The following is a 17,375-nucleotide window of genomic DNA, read 5'->3' as shown; positions in this document are numbered from 1 at the left end:
CGATGCGTCGCGCGCCGCAACCGCCGGACCGCGCCGTCCATGACGAGTCGACAAGTGAGGGGAGCCGCGCCGTGCGTGACCATGCCGCCGCCGCTCCCCGTTCCCGGTACGAGGTGATCCTCGTGTCCTCGTCCGCCCGGTGCCCGCTGCGCGGCCGGCACCGGAACCCCCTGGCACACGGCTGACATATCTCGCATTCGCCCGCCGCGTCCGTCACCTCGGTGACCACCGAGGAATCTGTCGGCGGTCGGTCGGCTATTGACTGCCCGGGAATCGCGCCGCCCATTCCATATCCCTGCGAAAGGCATCGGGCCATGCGCACCGCACCCCGTCCTCACCCCACCGGCCGGTCGGCCGCCGTCCGCAATCTCGGCATCCTCGCTCACGTAGACGCCGGCAAGACCACCGTCACGGAACGGATCCTGTATGCGACCGGCACCACGCACCGGCGCGGCGAGGTCCACGACGGCACGACCGTCACCGACTTCGACCCCCAGGAACGCGACCGCGGCATAACGATCTTCGCCGCCGCGGTGAGCTGTGCCTGGGACGGCCACCGCATCAACCTGATCGACACGCCGGGCCACGTCGACTTCGCCGACGAGGTCGAGCGCTCGCTGCGCGTGCTCGACGGGGCGGTGGCGGTGTTCGACGCCGTGGCGGGGGTCGAGCCGCAGAGCGAGTCCGTGTGGCGGCAGGCCGACCGGCACGGCGTACCGCGGATCGCCTTCGTCAACAAGCTGGACCGGGCGGGCGCCGACCTCGACGCGGCCGTGGCGTCGATCCGGGAGCGTCTGCACCCGGCCCCGCTCGTCGTGCAGTTGCCGATCGGAGCGGAGGACGCCTTCATCGGCGTGGTCGACCTGGTGAGGATGCGTGCGCTGGTGTGGCCCGACGGAGGAGACACGGTCGAGGAGGGGCCGGTGCCCGAGGCGCTGCGGGAGGCGGCGTGGCGGCGGCGCCGGGCGCTGGAGGAGGCGGTGGCCGAACTGCATCCGGCGGCGATGGAGGAATTCTGTATGCAACCGACCGTCGACACGGCGACGTGCCCGTCGACGGTATCCACGCCCACCCTCGTCACCGCCCTGCGCGACCTGACCCGCACCGGAGAAGGCCTGGTCGTCCTCTGCGGCTCGGCCTACCGCAACCGTGGCGTCGAACCGCTCCTGGACGCGGTGGTGGCCTATCTGCCGTCCCCGCTGGACGTCCCGCCCGTACGCGGGACCCATCACGGGGCGGACCAATGGCGCCCCGCCGACCCCGAAGCCCCCTTCGCCGCGCTGGCCTTCAAGGTCAACGCGACCGCCACCGGGCGGCTGACGTACCTCCGTGTCTACTCGGGCACGGTCGAGAAGGGAGACACCGTGTGGGACCCGGGCACCCTGCGCACCGAGCGGGTCGCGCGGATCCTGCGGGTGACGGCCGACCGGCACGCCCAGCTGGACCGGGCGGTCGCCGGGGACATCGTCGCCGTGGCCGGACTGAAGTCCGCCCGGGCCGGCTCCACCCTGTGCGATCCTGCCGCTCCGCTCGTCCTGGAGCCACCGGTGGCCGCCGACCCGGTGGTGTCGGTGGCGGTCGAGGCCCGCCGCGGCTCCGACACCGGCCGTCTCGCCTCGGCACTGGCACGGCTCGCCGAGGAGGATCCGTCACTGGTGGTGCGTACGGACCCCGAGACCGGTCAGACGGTGCTGTCGGGCATGGGAGAGCTGCACCTGGAGGTCGCGGTGGAGAAGATCCGCCGTGAGTCGGGACCGGAGGTCACGGTCGGCCGTCCCCGGGTGACGTACCGGGAGACCGTGGTCGGCGGGGTTTCCGGGCTGGTCTTCCGGCACGTCAAGCAGGACGGAGGCGCGGGGCAGTTCGCGCATGTGGTCCTCGACGTCGAGCCGCTGGCGGCCGAACCCGGCGGCCTCGGCTTCGAGTTCCGCTCGGCCGTCGTCGGCGGCCGGGTGCCGCAGGAGTACGTGCGTGCGGTGGAGGCCGGCTGCCGGGACGCCCTGGCCGAGGGACCGCTCGGCGGTCACCCGGTGACCGGACTGCGGGTGACGCTGACGGACGGGTCGACGCATGTGAAGGACTCGTCGGAGACGGCGTTCCGCACGGCGGGCCGGCTGGGACTCCGCGACGCGCTGCGCGCGTGCGCGATGGCCCTGCTGGAGCCGGTCGCCGAGGTCACGGTCACCGTGCCCGAAGCCGCCGTCGGCGGTGTGCTCGGCGACCTCGCGGCACGACGAGGCCGGGTCACCGGCTCCGAGTCCCGCGCCGGCGCGGCGGTACTCACCGCCACCGTGCCACTGGCCGAACTCTTCGGCTACGCCACCCGCCTGCGCAGCCGGACCCAGGGCCGAGGCACCTTCACCGCCCGCCCCACCGGCTACGCACCGGCCCCGACGGCGACACCTGCTCGGTAGCCGGCCGAACCGCGGGGGGGGGGCCCCCCCCCCCCCCCCCGCGGGCCCCCCCCCCCCCCCCCCCCCCCCCCCCCCCCCCCCCCCCCCCGCCACCCGGCCGTCCGGCATCCACGCGCGGTCACGCCTTCGAGTGGCGCTTGTACGAGGACGCCGGGTGGGAGTACGTACCTCCGCCGCCTCCCGTCCCTGCCGGGCACCATCGGTTCGCCCTGACGGACGATGCGTTCGGCACCGGCGGCTTCGACGCCCCTCGCTGTGCGGCGCTTCGCGCGCATCCGCCCGAGGGGTGTGTCCCCGAGGACTTGGGCCGCTTCGCCCTGAAGTGCGAGCGGCCTGGAGCCACGCTTCTCGACGCGGTGGCGGACACCGTCGCCGAGATCCGTCGCGAACACGGTGTGGTCCTGAACAGCCTCGGCATCGAGAAACCCGAAGAGTGGTTCGGCGAGGGGAAGGACGGATTCAAGGGGCAGGTCGTCGCTCACCTGCTGCTGAGGGCCGTTCACCGGGCCGCTCTCGTCGGCTGCCGCCGCGCCGACCTGCTGCGACTGATCGACGTCACGGAGATCGAGTAGTCGCCGGTCCGCATGGTGACCTGAAGCCGCGACTGAACGGGGCAGCGGCGAGCCACGTATCAGCCGGGCGTGGGAGGATCCCTCACCATGAGCGCGTCCCCGGCCGTACGGAGTCTGCGTGCCGCGGTGTTCGCCGCGGTGTGCGTGCTGCTGGCTGCCGCCGGGCACGGGCTCGCCATGGGGCACATGCCGCCGGTGCGGATCGACGCCGCCGGGTTCCTCGGCGTGTTCGCGCTCGGCTGGCTGCTCGGTGGGCGGGAGCGGACGCTGCCGGGGATCGGTGTGGCCATGCTCGCCACTCAGGCGGGGCTGCACTTCGCCTTCGACGCGGCCCATCGTCCGGCGGTGATGTCCGGGCACGCCATGGCCGCCATGCGCGGCCACGTCATGGCCGGCATGGCCGGTCCGCACGCGGTGACCGAGCACGCCACCGCCGCCCACATCCTCGCGGCCCTCGTCGCGTCCTGGTGGCTCAGGCGCGGCGAGGCCGCGCTGTTCTCGCTGCTGCGCCGGGCGGTCGCCCTGGTGCCCTGCCTGGTGGCCTGGTGGCGGGACGTCCCGCTGCCCGCGCTCCTCGACGGACCCTTGCGTGCCCAGACCGACCCCGGCGCGCCCCGGCTGCTCCCGCTGCGGCACGCGGTGCACCGTCGAGGGCCCCCGGCCCGGATCCCGTACCCGATCTGACCAGCGACATTTCCCAGTACGTACGGAGATCCACTCACCCATGTCCATCAGCATGTCCAACAACGCGCGTCGCGCCGGGCTCGTCACCGTTCTCGCCGCCGCCGGCGTCCTCGCCGCGGCGGGCGCCGCCTCAGCGCACGTCACCGTCCACCCCGAGAGCTACGCCAAGGGGGCCACGGACGGGGTGCTGACCTTCCGCGTCCCCAACGAGGAGGACAGCGCCGCCACCACCAAGGTGCAGGTCTTCCTGCCCACCGACCACCCGGTCCTCGGCGTGCTGGTCTCCCCGCGGGACGGCTGGAGCGCCAAGGTGACGACCACCAAGCTCAAGAAGCCGGTGAAGACCGACGACGGCACCATCACCGAGGCCGCCTCCCAGGTCACCTTCACCGGCGGGAAGATCACCGCCGGGCACTACGAGGACTTCGACATCGCCTTCGGTCAACTGCCTGACGACACCGACGAGTTGACGTTCAAGACTCTGCAGACCTACTCCGACGGCAAGACGGTCCGCTGGATCGAGCAGCCCGAGGAGGGTGCCGACGAGCCGGAGGACCCGGCGCCCGTGCTCAAGCTCACCGCGAAGTCCGCCGAGGGCGGCGAGAGCGGCGACAGCGCCACGACGAGTTCGCCCACCGGCCTCACGAGCCCCGGCAGCACCAAGGCGGTCACCGCCTCCAGCAGCGACTCGACCGCGCGCGGTCTCGGTGTCGCCGGCCTCGTCGTCGGATTGCTCGGCCTCGCGGCGGCGGCCTTCGCCCTCGTACGGGGACGGTCCGCACGCTCGTAGGCCCACGCACGAAGAAGGCCCCGGACTAGTGACAACTGGTCCGGGGCCTTCTTCCGTGTGCCCGACGGGTTCACGGCAGTGCGGGCTCGAACAGTTCCTCCGCCGGCATCACCGGGCTGGTCCGGGAAGACCGGTACAGCCACCGCACGTCCCGCCCGAACGACCACAGCAGCGACCCCAGCGCCAGCAGCGCTATCCCCAGGTTGACGGCGTACGGCAGCAGTTGCGCGCCGGCCAGCAGCAGGCAGATGCCCTGCAGCGCGGCGACCGTCTTGCGGGCGAACGACGGCGGGAGCGGCGCGTTCAGCCAGGGCAGGACACGGGCCGCGGCGACGAACGCATAACGCATACCGCCGATCAGCAGCACCCACGGGCCGAGCTGCGTCGACACGTACACACTCAGCACCAGGATCAGGAAGGCGTCGACCTCCATGTCGAAGCGGGCGCCCAGCGCCGTCGACGTGCCCGTGCGGCGGGCCACCTTGCCGTCAACGCCGTCCAGGATCAGGGCCACCGCGGTCAGGCCGACCAGCAGCGTGACCGGCGGGGAGCTCTCGAAGGAGTCCGCGACCAGTGCGGTCACCCCGCCGACCAGGGTGGCCCGGCCGAGGGTGACGCGGTTGGCGGGCCCGAAGGAACTGAGCCGGGAGCGGTGCAGCGCGCGGGAGAGCACCGCCCAGGTGGCGATCGCGAACACCAGGCCCGTCAGCCAGCCGGCCGGCCCCATGCCGATCGCGGAGCCCAGCAGGGCCAGCAGCAGGATCTGGACGCCCGCTCCCACAGCGGTCTCCTGCTGGACCAGCCTCGCTTCGTACGTGTTGTTCAGGGCCACCGCACATCCTCCGGCCGAGTGACAGAGTCGATCAACGCCGCGTACTGTGCGCGGCCTGTGCACATCTCCCTGTGCACACCTCGGTACGTGAACAACTTCCCGATCGTTCAGGAGGACGCCGATGAACCACTCGGCCCGCGCGTTTTGGCTTCGCTCGCCGGGGTACGGCGAGATCCGCGACACGACCCTCGCGGCGCCGGCCGAGGGGGAGGTCCTGGTCCGCGCGCTGTACTCCGGGGTGAGCCGGGGCACCGAGACGCTCGTGTTCCGTGGGGGCGTTCCCGTAAACCAGTACGACGTGATGCGGGCGCCGTTCCAGGAGGGCGACTTCCCGGGGCCGGTGAAGTACGGCTACCTCAGCGTCGGCGTCGTGGAGGAGGGGCCGGACGAGCTGGCCGGCCGCACGGTGTTCTGCCTGTATCCGCACCAGACCCGTTACGTCGTCCCGGCGAGCGCCGTGACCGTGGTGCCCGAGCACGTGCCCGCCGAACGGGCCGTCCTCGCCGGAACCGTGGAGACGGCCGTGAACGCCCTGTGGGACGCGGCGCCCCTGGTCGGCGACCGTATCGCCGTGGTCGGCGGCGGCATGGTCGGCTGCTCGGTCGCCGCCCTGCTGGCACGCTTCCCCGGCGTACGGCTGCAACTCGTCGACGCCGACCCCGCGCGCGCCACGACCGCCGAGGCCCTGGGCGTCGGCTTCGCCTCGCCCGAGGACGCCCTCGGCGACTGCGACCTGGTCGTCCACGCCAGCGCCACCGAAGCCGGCCTGACCCGGTCGCTGGAACTCCTCGCCGCCGAGGGCACCGTCGTCGAACTGAGCTGGTACGGCGACCGGCGGATCGCCCTCCCGCTCGGCGAGGCCTTCCACTCCCGGCGGCTGACCGTGCGCAGCAGCCAGGTCGGCACCGTCTCCCCGGCCCGCCCCGGCCGCACCTACGCCGACCGGCTCGCCCTCGCCCTGGACCTGCTCGCCGACCCCGCCCTGGACGCGCTCATCACCGGAGAGTCGGCGTTCGAGGAGCTCCCCGACGTGCTGCCCGAGCTGGCCTCCGGCCGTGTTCCGGCGCTGTGCCACCGGGTGCGGTACACCGACCACGGCTGACGAAACGATCAATCAGGTAGGACCGGCGGACCGGCAAGAGCGCCTGACCTGAGAAAAGAGTGAGGAACGGCTGAACGCGGGGAAGCGAAGAGCCGTAATACACGGCATCCCCCGGCAGGGAATGGCTGGGGACCGGACGCGCCGCACCTGGAGGGTCGTCAGTTGTTCAGCATCACCGTCCGCGATCACATCATGATCGCTCACAGCTTCCACGGCGAGGTGTTCGGGCCCGCCCAGCGGCTTCACGGCGCCACCTTCCTGGTGGACGCCACCTTCCGGCGCGAGCAGCTGGACGACGACAACATAGTCGTCGACATCGGCCTGGCCACCCAGGAACTGGGCGCCGTGGTGAGCGAGCTGAACTACCGCAACCTCGACAACGAGCCCGACTTCGCCGGCATCAACACCTCCACCGAGTTCCTGGCCAAGGTCATCGCCGACCGGCTCGCCGAACGCGTCCACAAGGGCGCCCTCGGCGAGGGCGCCAGGGGACTCGCGGGTATCACGGTCACCCTGCACGAGTCGCACATCGCCTGGGCGAGTTACGAGCGTGCCCTGTGACCGACACGACCATCGACCGGCCGCCCGCCGACGGCGCGTCGCCGCTCGCCTACGTGCCCGCCCAGCGCGCGGCCTCGAACCACGTCGGGATCATCCCCATGTCCCTGCGCACCGTGCACTTCGTCCTGCCGGGCGGCATCGACGACCCGGCCAACCCCAGCGGCGGCAACGCCTACGACCGGCGGGTCTGCCTGGACCTGCCCGGCTTCGGCTGGCAGGCCACCAAGCACCCCGTGGACGGCAGCTGGCCCCGCCCCGGCGCCGCCGCCCGCGAGGCGCTCGCCCGTACCCTGCGGGAGCTGCCCGACGGCTCGGTCGTCCTGCTGGACGGGCTGGTCGCCTGCGGTGTGCCCGAGATCGTCGTCCCCGAGGCCGAACGGCTGCGCCTCGCCGTCCTCGTCCACCTGCCGCTCGGCGACGAGACGGGCCTCGAACCGTCCGTCGCCGCCGACCTCGACGCCCGTGAGCGCGCGGTGCTGCGGGCGGTGCCCGCCGTGATCGCCACCAGCGACTGGGCGGTGCGCCGTCTGGTCTCCCACCACGGGCTCGCTCCCGAGCGGGTGCACGTCGCCGCCCCCGGCGCCGACATCGCCCCCCTCGCCGCCGGCACCGACGGTGTCTCCCACCTGTTGTGCGTGGCCGCGGTGACACCGCGCAAGGGCCAGCACCGGCTGGTGGAGGCCCTGGCCGCGGTACGGGACCTGCCGTGGACCTGCACCTGTGTGGGCGGCCTCAACCAGGACCCCGAGTACGTCGCCCACCTGCGCGCCCTCATCGAGAAGCACGGCCTGAGCGACCGCCTGCACCTGGCGGGCCCGCGCGCCGGCGCCGACCTCGACGCCAGCTACGCCGCCGCCGACCTGATGGTCCTCACCTCCTACGCCGAGACCTACGGCATGGCGGTCACCGAGGCCCTCGCGCGCGGCATCCCGGTAATGGCCACCGACGTCGGCGGGCTGCCCGAAGCGGTCGGCCGTGCCCCCGACGGCGGCGTGCCCGGCATCCTCGTACCGCCGGAGGACCCCGCCGCCCTCGCCGCCGAACTGCGCGGCTGGTTCGGCGAAGCCGACGTACGCCGCCGCCTGAAGGCCGCCGCGCGCAGCCGCCGCGCGGCCCTCGGCGGCTGGGCGGCCACCGCCCGCAGCCTGGCCGGAGTCCTGCTCCGGCTCCCCGACGAACCCCGGAGGGCGGCATGAGCCGGACGACCACGACCACCGACGGAATCCCGGCCCAGCCCGGCCCCCGCGAGGTGCCGGACACGGCAGTGAAGGCGGCGACGGACATGACCGAACCCGCACCGCGGCACGACATCGCCCCCGGCGAGACTGACCCGTACGGCGTGATCGCCGGGGCGGGCCCCGTCGCCCGCCCCGGTGAGCGGGCCACCGTACGACTGCGGGACGCCGAACCCGAGGAACCGCCCCGGTACGCGCCCGAGTGGCTCCAGCTGCGCGAGGGGGCCGACGCGCTCGCCCGGGCGCTTGACCTGCTCGACCCGCTGCGGATCCGGCTGGCCAACCTGCCGGGCCGGTGCGGCGGTCTGGCCGTGCACGACCTGGGCTGCGGCACCGGCTCGATGGGCCGCTGGCTCGCGCCCCGGCTGGACGGCGCCCAGCACTGGATCCTGCACGACCGCGACCCCTACCTGCTGCACTTCGCCGCCGTCGCCTCTCCCCGCGCGGCCGCCGACGGCAGCCGGGTCACCGTGGAGACCCGACGCGCCGACGTCGCCCGGCTCACCCCGGACGCCCTGGCCGGTGCCTCCCTGGTGACCGCCTCCGCACTGCTCGACGTCCTCACCCGCGCAGAGGTCGAGGCCCTCGCCGAGGCCTGCGTGGGCGCCGGATGCCCGGCACTGCTGACCCTGTCCGTCGCCGGACGCGTCGAACTCGGCCCGTCCCACCCGCTGGACGCCGAGATCGCCGAGGCGTTCAACGCCCACCAGCGGCGCGGCGGCCTGCTCGGCCCCGACGCCGTCACCGTGGCCTGCGAGGCCTTCGGCGAGCGCGGCGCGACCGTGCGGGTGCACCCGAGCCCCTGGCGCCTCGGCCCCGACGACGCCGAACTGACCGCCCAGTGGCTGCGCGGCTGGGTCGGCGCGGCCGTGGAGGAGCGACCCGAACTGGCCGAGCGCGCCGAGGGCTACCTGCAGGACCGCCTGGCCGCCTGCGCCGCCGGCGAGCTGCGCGTCACCGTCCACCACAGCGACCTGCTGGCGCTGCCCAGGCCGACGGGCGGCGCGGCGTGAGCGCGGGGGCCCCGCAGACGGGGAGCGGCGCGGCCGTGCGGCCGGCCGGCGTGCGCACGACGCTCGCGGCCAGCGCCCGGACCACCCGGCCGGGCACCGCGCGGACCGCGCGGGCCGGCGCACCCCGCACCTTTCAGGCGCCCGGTGCCACGAAGCCGCGCACGGCCCGAGCGGCCACCCGCGCGCGTGTGCAGCCCACGGCGGGCGGACGGCCTCGCGTGCGCAGGACCGCGAGCTTGCCCGCGGGCACCGCGGCCGCACGGGATGCGGTGGCGATGCCCGCGCCCGTACCGGATGCGGCGGAGGCCCACCACATGCCCGGCTCCGTGGCAGCGCCCCCCACCTCCCCCCGCAAGGGCCCCCGTTCATTCCTCGGCCGCATCAACACCCCCGCCGTGCGCAGCCACTTCGGCACGGTCGCCGGAGTCGTCATCCTCGCCGTGCTGCTGTGGCGGCTGGGTACGGGCGTGTTCCTCGACGGGCTGCGGCGGATCGACACGGGCTCGCTCCTCGCCGCGGTGGTGATCGGCGTCGTCACCACGGTGTTCAGCGCCTGGCGCTGGCAGTTGGTGGCCCGTGGTCTCGGGATGCGGCTGCCCCTGGGGGCGGCCGTGGCCGACTACTACCGGGCGCTGTTCCTGAACGCGGCCCTGCCCGGTGGTGTCCTCGGTGATGTGCACCGGGCGGTGCGGCACGGGCAGAGCGCCGGTGACATGGGGCGCGGTGTCCGAGCGGTCGTGCTGGAGCGGGTCGCGGGTCAGATCGCGCTGGTCCTGATCGGCGGGGCGGCGCTGCTGACACTGCCCTCGCCGGTGCGGGACGACGCCCGCAGCTTCGCCGCGCCGGTCGCCTTCGTCGTGGCGGGCGCGCTCGCCGTCGTCCTCGCCGTCCGCATGAACCGCGCCCCCTCCCGCCGGGGAGCCCTGCGGACGAACCTCGACGAGGCCCGCCGCGCGCTGCTGTCGCGCCGGAGCGGGCCGGGCGTCGCACTGTCCTCCGTCGTCGTCCTCGCCGGACACCTCGCGATGTTCGTCGTGGCGGCCCGCGTCGCCGGATCCGCGGCATCCGTGCCGGTGCTGCTGCCGCTCGCGGTGCTCGCCCTGCTCGCCATGGGCCTGCCGCTGAACGTCGGCGGCTTCGGCCCCCGGGAGGGCGTCACCGCCTGGGCGTTCGCCGCCGCCGGGCTGGGCGCGAGCAGCGGCCTGGCCGTCGCCGTGGTGTACGGGGTGCTCAGCTTCGTGGCCGCCCTGCCCGGCGCGCTGGTCCTCGTCGCCCGCTGGTGGACCGCACTGCGCGGAACCTACGCGCGAGAGGAATCCGTTTCCCCCGAGGTGACCAACTCCAGGTACGCGCCGAAGGATTCGACCAGGCTCGCCAGCAGTTCCCTGCCCTTCTCCGCCGAACCGAGGGAAGGACGGCCGATGACGCCCGATTCGGTATAGGCGGACATTCCCACGGTGAGCAGATGACGGCGGTCGTCCGCGGTGAAATCGGCGGACTCGTAACCAGGACGGACATATTCGGGATGAGCGTGCAGCAGAATGGAGGTCTCGATTTCTCCGGCGTGCATGTCGGTGAGCAGCGAGGTGGCCACCCCGGCCCGCACCCGCGCCTCCTCCCAGTCCTCCGCGGCCGGGAAGAGCGCCATCCGCTCCCCGCGCGCGGAGGCCTCCTGGACCACGTTGCCCAGCACGTAGTTGCCACCGTGGCCGTTCACCACGACGAGCGCCTCGACGCCCGAACGGCGCAGCGACGCCGCGATGTCCCGCACCACCGCATGCAGGGTCACGGAGGAGATGCTGACGGTTCCCGGCCAGGCCGCGTGCTCGTGCGAGCAGGACACCGTCACGGGAGGAAGGAGGTGCACGGGGTGCGCCGCGGCGATCTCCCGGGCGATGGCACAGGCGACCAGGGTGTCGGTCGCGAGCGGAAGGTAGGCACCGTGCTGCTCGAAACTCCCGACGGGAAGGACGGCCACCTGTGGTGAGACGCCCGCTCCCCGCGCCCGTACATCTTCCGTGGTGTCCGCCGGCAGCAGGCCCCATGTACCGTACATCGTCCCACCCGCGCCCGAACCACTCATTTCCCTACGGCCTTTCGTCTCTGCTTTAGGAATCAGATCATGACAGAAAACATCGGCGTACTCGGCAAGAAGGCCCCGCAGCGTACGGGTGTGGAACGCGTCGTCAATGCGCCACTGCCCACGGTGTACGGGAAATTCCAGGCGGTCGGCTACCTGGACCACGACCGCGGTGACGAGCAAGTGGCCCTGGTCTACGGCGAGATCGGTTCCGAGGGAGTACTCACCCGGCTGCACTCCGAGTGCCTGACCGGTGACGCGTTCGGCTCCCAGCACTGCGAGTGCGGCGACCAGCTGGACGCCGCGCTGCGCTCGGTCGTCGCCGAAGGCAGCGGTATCGTCGTCTACTTGAGAGGGCACGAGGGCCGGGGCATCGGCCTGCTCGCCAAGCTGCGTGCGATGGCCCTGCAGGCGGAGGGACTGGACACCGTCGAGGCGAACCTCGCCCTCGGACTGCCCGTCGACGCCCGCGACTACGGCGTCGCCGCCGGGATGCTGCAGGACCTCGGTGTGAAGTCGGTCCGCCTGATGTCCAACAACCCGCGCAAGCGGGAGGCGTTGGTCCGGCACGGCATACAGGTCGCCGAGACGGTGCCGCTGCTGATCCAGCCGTGCGAGAGCAACATCACCTACTTGCGGACGAAGCGGGAGCGGCTGGACCACCACCTGCCCCATCTGGACGCCGTCGCGCACCTGTCCTGAATGGGAGCCCGGAGATCCGGACAGGAAGAGGTCATGACCGAGGGCGTCCTCTTCCTCTCCGGGACCCGGGCGCCGCAGTGCGGGGGAGGAGCCAGTGATCATGCAGGCCGACGTCGTGATCATCGGTGGCGGGGTGATCGGCACGAGCATCGCCTGCCATCTGGCCCGGGCGGGCGTTCGTGACGTCCTGCTCGTCGAACGCGACGAGCTCGCCGCCGGGTCCACCTCGAAGGCGGCGGGCGGGGTGCGGGCGCAGTTCTCCGACGAGCTCAACATCCAGCTCGGAGCCCGCAGCCTCGAGGCGTTCGCCCGCTTCCAGCAGGACACCGGGCACGACATCGGACTGCACCGGGTCGGGTATCTCTTCCTGCTGTCGACGCCCGAGGACGTGGCCTCCTTCGAGGCGAGTGTGCGCCTGCAGAACTCCCTCGGTGTGCCCAGCCGCGTCATCGCGCCCGAGGAGGCCCGGCGTCTGTCGCCGCTGATCGGCACCGACGGACTGCTGGCCGCCGCCTGGTCGCCGGACGACGGCCACTGCACGCCCGAGGCCGTCGTCCACGGCTACGCCGCCGTCGCCCGTGCCCACGGCGCCCGGATCCTGCGCCACACCGAGGTCACCGGGATCGAACGGCGCGGCGACAGCATCACCGCGGTGACCACGACCCTGGGCCGGATCGCCACCGACACCGTGATCTGCGCGGCGGGCGCCTGGTCGCGGGCGGTCGGCGCGATGGCCGGCGTGGACCTGCCGGTGCAGCCGCTGCGCCGCCAGATCGCCGTCACGCAAGCCGTACCCGGTCTGCCGCCCGCGCTGCCGATGACGATCGACTTCACGACCAGCCTCTACTTCCACGCCGAAGGCCCTGGGCTGCTGGTCGGCATGTCCGACCCCGAGGAGGCACCCGGCTTCGCCACCGACACCCACGACCGCTGGATCCCCCGGCTGACCGAGGCCATGGCACGGCGCGCCCCCGCCCTGCTCGACCTGCGCCGCACCGGCGGCTGGGCGGGGCTGTACGAGAACACGCCCGACCACAACGCCCTGATCGGGGAGGCGTCGTCGGTATCCCGGTTCTTGTATGCGACCGGCTTCTCCGGTCACGGCTTCCTGCAGGCACCTGCCGTCGGCGAGGTGATCCGCGACCTCTATCTGGGCCGCGTACCCTTCCTGGACGTCCGTCCCCTGAGCGCCGGCCGTTTCGCGGCCGACGCCCCGCGCCCGGAGGCCAACCTGGTATGACCGAGCTCCATCTGTGGCTGCGCCACGAGGACCGTACGACGGAACGCCGCACGCCCGTCGTTCCCTCCGACGCCCGGCGGCTGACCGAGGCGGGGGTGACGCTGACCGTCGAGGAGTCCGAGCAGCGGATCTTCCCGGCCGGACAGTACGCGGCGGTGGGCGCCCGTATCGTCCCCGCGAGCTCCTGGGTGTCGGCGCCCCGGGACGCCGTGATCCTCGGCCTGAAGGAACTCCCCGACGAGCCAGGCGAGCTCGTCCACCGGCACATCTTCTTCGGGCACGCCTACAAACGGCAGCCCGGCGCCACCGCTCTGCTGCGCCGCTTCGTGTCCGGGGCGGGAGCGCTCCTCGACCTGGAGTACCTGGTGGACGACTACGGGCGCCGGCTGGCCGCCTTCGGCTACTGGGCGGGATACCTCGGCGCGGCCCTCGCCGTGCTCAGGCAGCGCGGCAGACTGCCGGTGCCGCTCACGCCCACGTCCAGGGAGGAACTGGACGAGCTGCTGCGGCCCGCCGCCGGTGACACCCGGTTCACGGCCCTGGTGATCGGCGCCCTGGGCCGCAGTGGCCGGGGGGCGCGGGACGCCTTCGCCGCCGCGGGAACCGAGCCGACCTGCTGGGACCTGGCCGAGACCCGTGACCTCGACCGCGATGCCCTGCTGGCGCACGACGTCATGGTCAACGCGGTGCTCGCCACGAGCCCCGTCCCGCCTTTCCTGCGCGAGGAGGACCTCGACGCCCCGGACCGCCGGCTGCGCACCGTGTGCGACGTCACCTGCGACGTCGGCTCGCCCCTGAACGTCCTGCCGGTGTACGACCGCACCACGGACTGGACGGACCCCGCGCGCCGCCTGCGGAAGGAACCGCCCCTGGACCTGATCGCCATCGACAACCTGCCGTCCCTGCTGCCCCGGGAGTCCAGCGCCGACTTCTCCGCCGCACTGCTGCCCCACCTGCTGGAGTTCGACACCGCCTCCGGTCCGTGGCGCCGCTGCCTCGACACCTTCCACCGCGCCTGCCGTGAACTGGACCTGACCGAAGGGGACTGACGACGATGTCCGACCTGCCCGACCTGCAAGCCGCGAGCGGCACGGTGCACTGGATCGGCGCGGGACTGTCCACGGGCAGCGGCCTGGCCGCGCTGTGCGACAGCGCGGACCGGGTACGGCTCTGGCACCGCACCGAGGAACGAGCGGCCCGGGCGCTGGCCGGGCTGGGGCTGACCGGGGAGGCCGAACCCCGCGCGTTCACGCTCCCGTCGCTCGACGACGAACTGGCTCCGGGAGACGTCGTCGTGTCCATGCTCCCAGCGTCCGAGCACGCCGGACTGCTGGCCGTGTGCGTACGGCGGCGGGCCCACTTCGCCTGTTCCAGCTACGTCTCCCCGGCGGTACTGGACGAGGTGCCGGCGGCCGCGCGGGCGGGGCTCGTCGTCCTCACCGAGGCGGGGCTGGACCCGGGCATCGACCACCTCTTCGCACACAGCCTGATCGGCAGGGCACGGGCGGCGATCGGGGACGGCACCCCTGCGACGTACCATCTCACCTCCTACTGCGGTGGCGTCCCGGCCGTCCCCAACGACTTCCGCTACCGCTTCAGCTGGGCCCCCGCCGGGGTGCTCAACGCCCTGCGCTCGCCCGCCCGTTACATGGAGGACGGCGCCGACACCACGGCCGAGCGCCCCTGGGAGGCGACCCGACCGCACGACGTCGACGGGGAGTCCTTCGAGGCCTACCCCAACCGGGACAGCCTGCCGTTCATCGAGCAGTACGACCTGCCGCCCGCCTGGACACCGCACACCTTCGTCCGCGGCACCCTGCGCCTGGCCGGATGGCAGCGGGCCTGGACGTCCGTCTTCGAGGAGCTGAAGCGCGGCGACGACGCGAGGATCGCGGCCCTCGCGCAGGAACTGGCGGCGGCTCATCCGACGACGGAGGCCGACCGCGACCGCGTCGTCCTCGCCGTCACTCTGCGGGTGGACGCCGGCGCCGGCCGCACCTGGTCCGGCAGTTACCTCCTCGACCAGGTGGGCGACGCCGAGGAGAGCGCCATGGCCCGCTGCGTCTCCCGGCCCCTGGCACTGGGCGTCCGCCACATCCTGAACGGCAGCCTGCCTCCGGGCCTGAACCGGGCGGCCGGGACACCGACGCGTTCCCAGGAATGGCTCGACGAACTCGCCGCGGACGGCGTGGACTTCAGTCTCCGGCTCGGTCAATAGACCACAACCGGGGCCGCCCTGGCCGCGGAAGGTGCCGAAGCGGGCCGCCGTCCGCCCGGCATCGTATGCAGGATTCGGTGTTCAGCCGACGACGGCCTCATGGACGAGGCGCTTCAGCTCCGGGAAGATCTTCAGGGTCTTCGGACGCACCTGGGTCATGAACTGCACGGTCAGATCGCGCCCCGGATCGACCCAGAAGGTCGTCGTAGCCACGCCGCTCCAGCCGAAGGTGCCCAGGCCCACGGGGGCCACCGTGCGGGCAGGATCGGTGACCACGGAGACGTTGAAGCCGAAGCCGACGCCCGCGTTGTAGGGCTCCCGGTGGGTGGGGGCGCCGAAGGACTGCAGGTCCGCGCCGCCGGGGAGCCGGTTGCCGGTCATCATGGCCACCGACGCACGGGAGAGCAGGCGGGTGCCGTCCAGTTCACCGCCGCGACGCAGCATCTCCATGAACCGGTGGTAGTCGTGGGCCGAGGCGACCATGCCGCCGCTGCCGGACAGGAAGCGGGGCCGGCCGTGCAGCGGCAGCCCGGGGATCGGCTCGATGCCACCGGCGTCTGTCTCGCCGTACAACTCGGCGAGCCTGCCGGACTGTTCGGGCGTGACCTCGAAGCCCGCGTCCGTCATGCCGAGCGGCCGGAAGATCCGGTCGGCGAAGAACCGGTCGAGCGGCTGCCCGGAGACCACCTCGATCACCCGCCCGAGCACGTTGGAGGCGACCGAGTAGTTCCACTGCGTGCCCGGCTCGAACTGCAGGGGAAGCCGCGCGTACACGTCCATCGTCCCGGCCAGGTCCGCGCCCGGCGGTACCGAAGACTCCAGACCGGCCTCCCGGTACAGCGCGTCGACGGGATGGGAGTAGTAGAAGCCGAAGGTGAGGCCGGCGGTGTGCGTCAGCAGATGGCGCAGGAGTACGGGGCCGTCGGCCGGGCGGGTCTCCACGTCGGGGCCGGAGCCGCCGACGTACACCCGGGGGCCGGCGAAGACGGGGAGGTACCGCTCGAGCGGGTCGTCCAGCGACAGCCTGCCCTCCTCCACCAGCAGCAGCACGGCGACCGCGGTGACCGGCTTGGTCATGGAGTAGATCCGCCACAGCGTGTCCGCCTCGACCGGCAGCCCCGCCGCCACGTCGCGGTGCCCGTGCACGGTCAGGTGGGCGACGCGGCCGCCGCGCGAGAGAGCCACCAGGAAGCCGGGCAGACGTCCTTCGGCGACGTGGTCGGCGACGTACTGGTCGAGGCGGTCCAGCGCCTTCCCGTCCAGCCCGCCCTCGCCCGGGTCGACTTCCTGTCGCAGCTGTGCCATCGCTCTCCTCCGGTCGTGACCGACCCGGTGTGTTCCGTCCTACCCCTGGGGGACGGCCTCAGACCTCATCGGACGGTCTCAGGCCTCTTCGAACGTCGTCGGAGATCATCTTCGCAGGGACTCCGGCACGCTCCCGCGGTTCCGGGCGGGGTGTGATCGACACGACGCGGCGTCCCGGCAGCGCCAGGGAGGCCACCGCGCCGAGCGCGGCCACGGCCGCCAGGACGGTCGGCGCCGCCGTAGTCCCCACGCCCATCAGCGAGGTCGCCGCGGCCACGCCCAGCGCCGGCCCGGCGTTCAGCGCGGTCTGCTGCAGCCCGCCCGCCACCCCGGCCGTACCGGTGTCCGCCTGCCGCACGACGACGTGCGTGGCCGCCACCATGACCGTGCCGAACCCGGCGCCCAGCAGCGTGAAACCGACGTCCCGTGCGAGTGTGCCCGGGGCTCGGGCCATCACCAGTAGCCAGCCGTGCGGAGAGCCATCGCTGCTCTGGTGGTGAGACGGGCGCTCGCCCGGCGCAGCGGCATCGCGCACCCGAGGGCGGACAGGATGCCGAACAGCGACGCCGACGCGGCCATCAGGATGCCCAACGCCGTCCCCACCGCCCGCGAGCAGATCCGGTGCTG

Annotated in this window: 18 protein-coding genes and 1 pseudogene; 13 read left to right on the top strand and 6 right to left on the bottom strand. The window is 73.1% G+C overall.

Annotated features, from left to right (window positions below; genetic code table 11):
• Nucleotides 1-314: 314 nt before the first annotated feature.
• The 4 genes from fusA (at nucleotide 315) to ACFYZQ_RS28495 (ending at nucleotide 4,460) form a co-directional block, all read left to right on the top strand.
• A complete protein-coding gene (gene fusA, locus ACFYZQ_RS28510) occupies nucleotides 315-2,414 on the top strand; it encodes an elongation factor G (RefSeq protein ID WP_389153546.1) in 2,100 nt (699 codons plus the stop codon).
• A 356-nt stretch (nucleotides 2,415-2,770) separates the two neighbouring features.
• A complete protein-coding gene (locus ACFYZQ_RS28505; protein WP_389153540.1) occupies nucleotides 2,771-2,986 on the top strand; it encodes a hypothetical protein in 216 nt (71 codons plus the stop codon).
• An 87-nt stretch (nucleotides 2,987-3,073) separates the two neighbouring features.
• On the top strand, nucleotides 3,074-3,670 hold the full coding sequence (locus ACFYZQ_RS28500) for a hypothetical protein (protein ID WP_389153537.1): 597 nt from the start codon (nucleotides 3,074-3,076) through the stop codon (nucleotides 3,668-3,670).
• 40 nt (nucleotides 3,671-3,710) lie between these two features.
• Nucleotides 3,711-4,460: a YcnI family protein gene (locus ACFYZQ_RS28495; protein WP_389153534.1), complete on the top strand. Its 750-nt coding sequence runs from the start codon at nucleotides 3,711-3,713 to the stop codon at nucleotides 4,458-4,460.
• A gap of 70 nt (nucleotides 4,461-4,530) precedes the next feature.
• On the opposite strand, the gene ACFYZQ_RS28490 is transcribed toward ACFYZQ_RS28495, so the two are convergent.
• The gene (locus tag ACFYZQ_RS28490) at nucleotides 4,531-5,292 is read right to left on the bottom strand and encodes a CDP-alcohol phosphatidyltransferase family protein (protein ID WP_389153531.1); all 762 of its coding nucleotides are present in this window, start codon (nucleotides 5,290-5,292) and stop codon (nucleotides 4,531-4,533) included.
• A gap of 121 nt (nucleotides 5,293-5,413) precedes the next feature.
• Here ACFYZQ_RS28490 and ACFYZQ_RS28485 point away from each other — a divergent pair, with 121 nt between their 5' ends.
• The 4 genes from ACFYZQ_RS28485 to ACFYZQ_RS28470 all read left to right on the top strand — a co-directional run bounded on the left by ACFYZQ_RS28485 (nucleotide 5,414) and on the right by ACFYZQ_RS28470 (nucleotide 9,203).
• Complete coding sequence (locus ACFYZQ_RS28485) at nucleotides 5,414-6,394, top strand: zinc-binding alcohol dehydrogenase (RefSeq protein ID WP_389153528.1); 981 nt, start codon at nucleotides 5,414-5,416, stop codon at nucleotides 6,392-6,394.
• Nucleotides 6,395-6,556: 162 nt separating this feature from the next.
• Entirely contained in the window at nucleotides 6,557-6,955 is a 399-nt protein-coding gene (locus ACFYZQ_RS28480; protein WP_389153525.1) for a 6-pyruvoyl tetrahydropterin synthase family protein, read from the top strand.
• Nucleotides 6,952-8,151 carry a glycosyltransferase family 4 protein gene (locus ACFYZQ_RS28475; protein WP_389153522.1) on the top strand — a complete coding sequence of 400 codons (1,200 nt, stop codon included), beginning with the start codon at nucleotides 6,952-6,954 and terminating at the stop codon, nucleotides 8,149-8,151. Before ACFYZQ_RS28480 ends, ACFYZQ_RS28475 begins: the two co-directional genes overlap by 4 nt.
• On the top strand, nucleotides 8,148-9,203 hold the full coding sequence (locus tag ACFYZQ_RS28470) for a methyltransferase domain-containing protein (RefSeq protein WP_389153520.1): 1,056 nt from the start codon (nucleotides 8,148-8,150) through the stop codon (nucleotides 9,201-9,203). The genes ACFYZQ_RS28475 and ACFYZQ_RS28470 overlap by 4 nt, the downstream gene beginning before the upstream one ends.
• Nucleotides 9,204-9,336: 133 nt before the next feature.
• Here the strand turns inward: ACFYZQ_RS28470 and ACFYZQ_RS28465 are convergent, their stop codons facing one another.
• Nucleotides 9,337-9,519: a hypothetical protein gene (locus ACFYZQ_RS28465; protein WP_389153899.1), complete on the bottom strand. Its 183-nt coding sequence runs from the start codon at nucleotides 9,517-9,519 to the stop codon at nucleotides 9,337-9,339.
• On the opposite strand from ACFYZQ_RS28465, the pseudogene ACFYZQ_RS28460 reads away from it, so the two are divergent.
• Nucleotides 9,479-10,447 (top strand): annotated as a pseudogene (locus tag ACFYZQ_RS28460) (lysylphosphatidylglycerol synthase transmembrane domain-containing protein); the annotation flags it as partial. The gene ACFYZQ_RS28465 and the pseudogene ACFYZQ_RS28460 overlap by 41 nt on opposite strands.
• A gap of 56 nt (nucleotides 10,448-10,503) precedes the next feature.
• Here the strand turns inward: ACFYZQ_RS28460 and ACFYZQ_RS28455 are convergent.
• Complete coding sequence (locus ACFYZQ_RS28455; protein ID WP_389153517.1) at nucleotides 10,504-11,286, bottom strand: creatininase family protein; 783 nt, start codon at nucleotides 11,284-11,286, stop codon at nucleotides 10,504-10,506.
• 39 nt (nucleotides 11,287-11,325) lie between these two features.
• Between ACFYZQ_RS28455 and ribA the strand changes: the two genes are divergently transcribed.
• From ribA to ACFYZQ_RS28435, 4 genes are all read left to right on the top strand, one after another.
• Complete coding sequence (gene ribA / locus ACFYZQ_RS28450; RefSeq protein WP_389153514.1) at nucleotides 11,326-11,985, top strand: GTP cyclohydrolase II; 660 nt, start codon at nucleotides 11,326-11,328, stop codon at nucleotides 11,983-11,985.
• Between the two features lie 100 nt (nucleotides 11,986-12,085).
• Nucleotides 12,086-13,225 (top strand): NAD(P)/FAD-dependent oxidoreductase, encoded by a 1,140-nt coding sequence (locus ACFYZQ_RS28445; protein ID WP_389153511.1) that lies wholly within the window; start codon nucleotides 12,086-12,088, stop codon nucleotides 13,223-13,225.
• Nucleotides 13,222-14,274, top strand: coding sequence for a saccharopine dehydrogenase (locus ACFYZQ_RS28440; protein ID WP_389153508.1), 1,053 nt, complete (start codon nucleotides 13,222-13,224; stop codon nucleotides 14,272-14,274). Before ACFYZQ_RS28445 ends, ACFYZQ_RS28440 begins: the two co-directional genes overlap by 4 nt.
• Nucleotides 14,275-14,279: 5 nt before the next feature.
• Nucleotides 14,280-15,443 carry a saccharopine dehydrogenase family protein gene (locus ACFYZQ_RS28435; protein WP_389153505.1) on the top strand — a complete coding sequence of 388 codons (1,164 nt, stop codon included), beginning with the start codon at nucleotides 14,280-14,282 and terminating at the stop codon, nucleotides 15,441-15,443.
• An 81-nt stretch (nucleotides 15,444-15,524) separates the two neighbouring features.
• Here ACFYZQ_RS28435 and ACFYZQ_RS28430 read toward each other — a convergent pair whose 3' ends face one another.
• The 3 genes from ACFYZQ_RS28430 to ACFYZQ_RS28420 are packed head-to-tail and all read right to left on the bottom strand — an operon-like array spanning nucleotide 15,525 to nucleotide 17,351.
• Nucleotides 15,525-16,748: a serine hydrolase domain-containing protein gene (locus ACFYZQ_RS28430; protein WP_389153502.1), complete on the bottom strand. Its 1,224-nt coding sequence runs from the start codon at nucleotides 16,746-16,748 to the stop codon at nucleotides 15,525-15,527.
• 58 nt (nucleotides 16,749-16,806) lie between these two features.
• Entirely contained in the window at nucleotides 16,807-17,202 is a 396-nt protein-coding gene (locus ACFYZQ_RS28425; RefSeq protein WP_389153499.1) for a hypothetical protein, read from the bottom strand.
• Nucleotides 17,202-17,351 carry a hypothetical protein gene (locus tag ACFYZQ_RS28420; protein ID WP_389153496.1) on the bottom strand — a complete coding sequence of 50 codons (150 nt, stop codon included), beginning with the start codon at nucleotides 17,349-17,351 and terminating at the stop codon, nucleotides 17,202-17,204. Before ACFYZQ_RS28420 ends, ACFYZQ_RS28425 begins: the two co-directional genes overlap by 1 nt.
• Between the last annotated feature and the right edge of the window lie 24 nt (nucleotides 17,352-17,375).

It is taken from the genome of Streptomyces sp. NPDC001843 (assembly GCF_042891955.1).
Lineage (GTDB): Bacteria > Actinomycetota > Actinomycetes > Streptomycetales > Streptomycetaceae > Streptomyces.
Note: the sequence above shows the minus strand (reverse complement) of the source record. Positions and strands in the feature narration are given on the sequence as shown.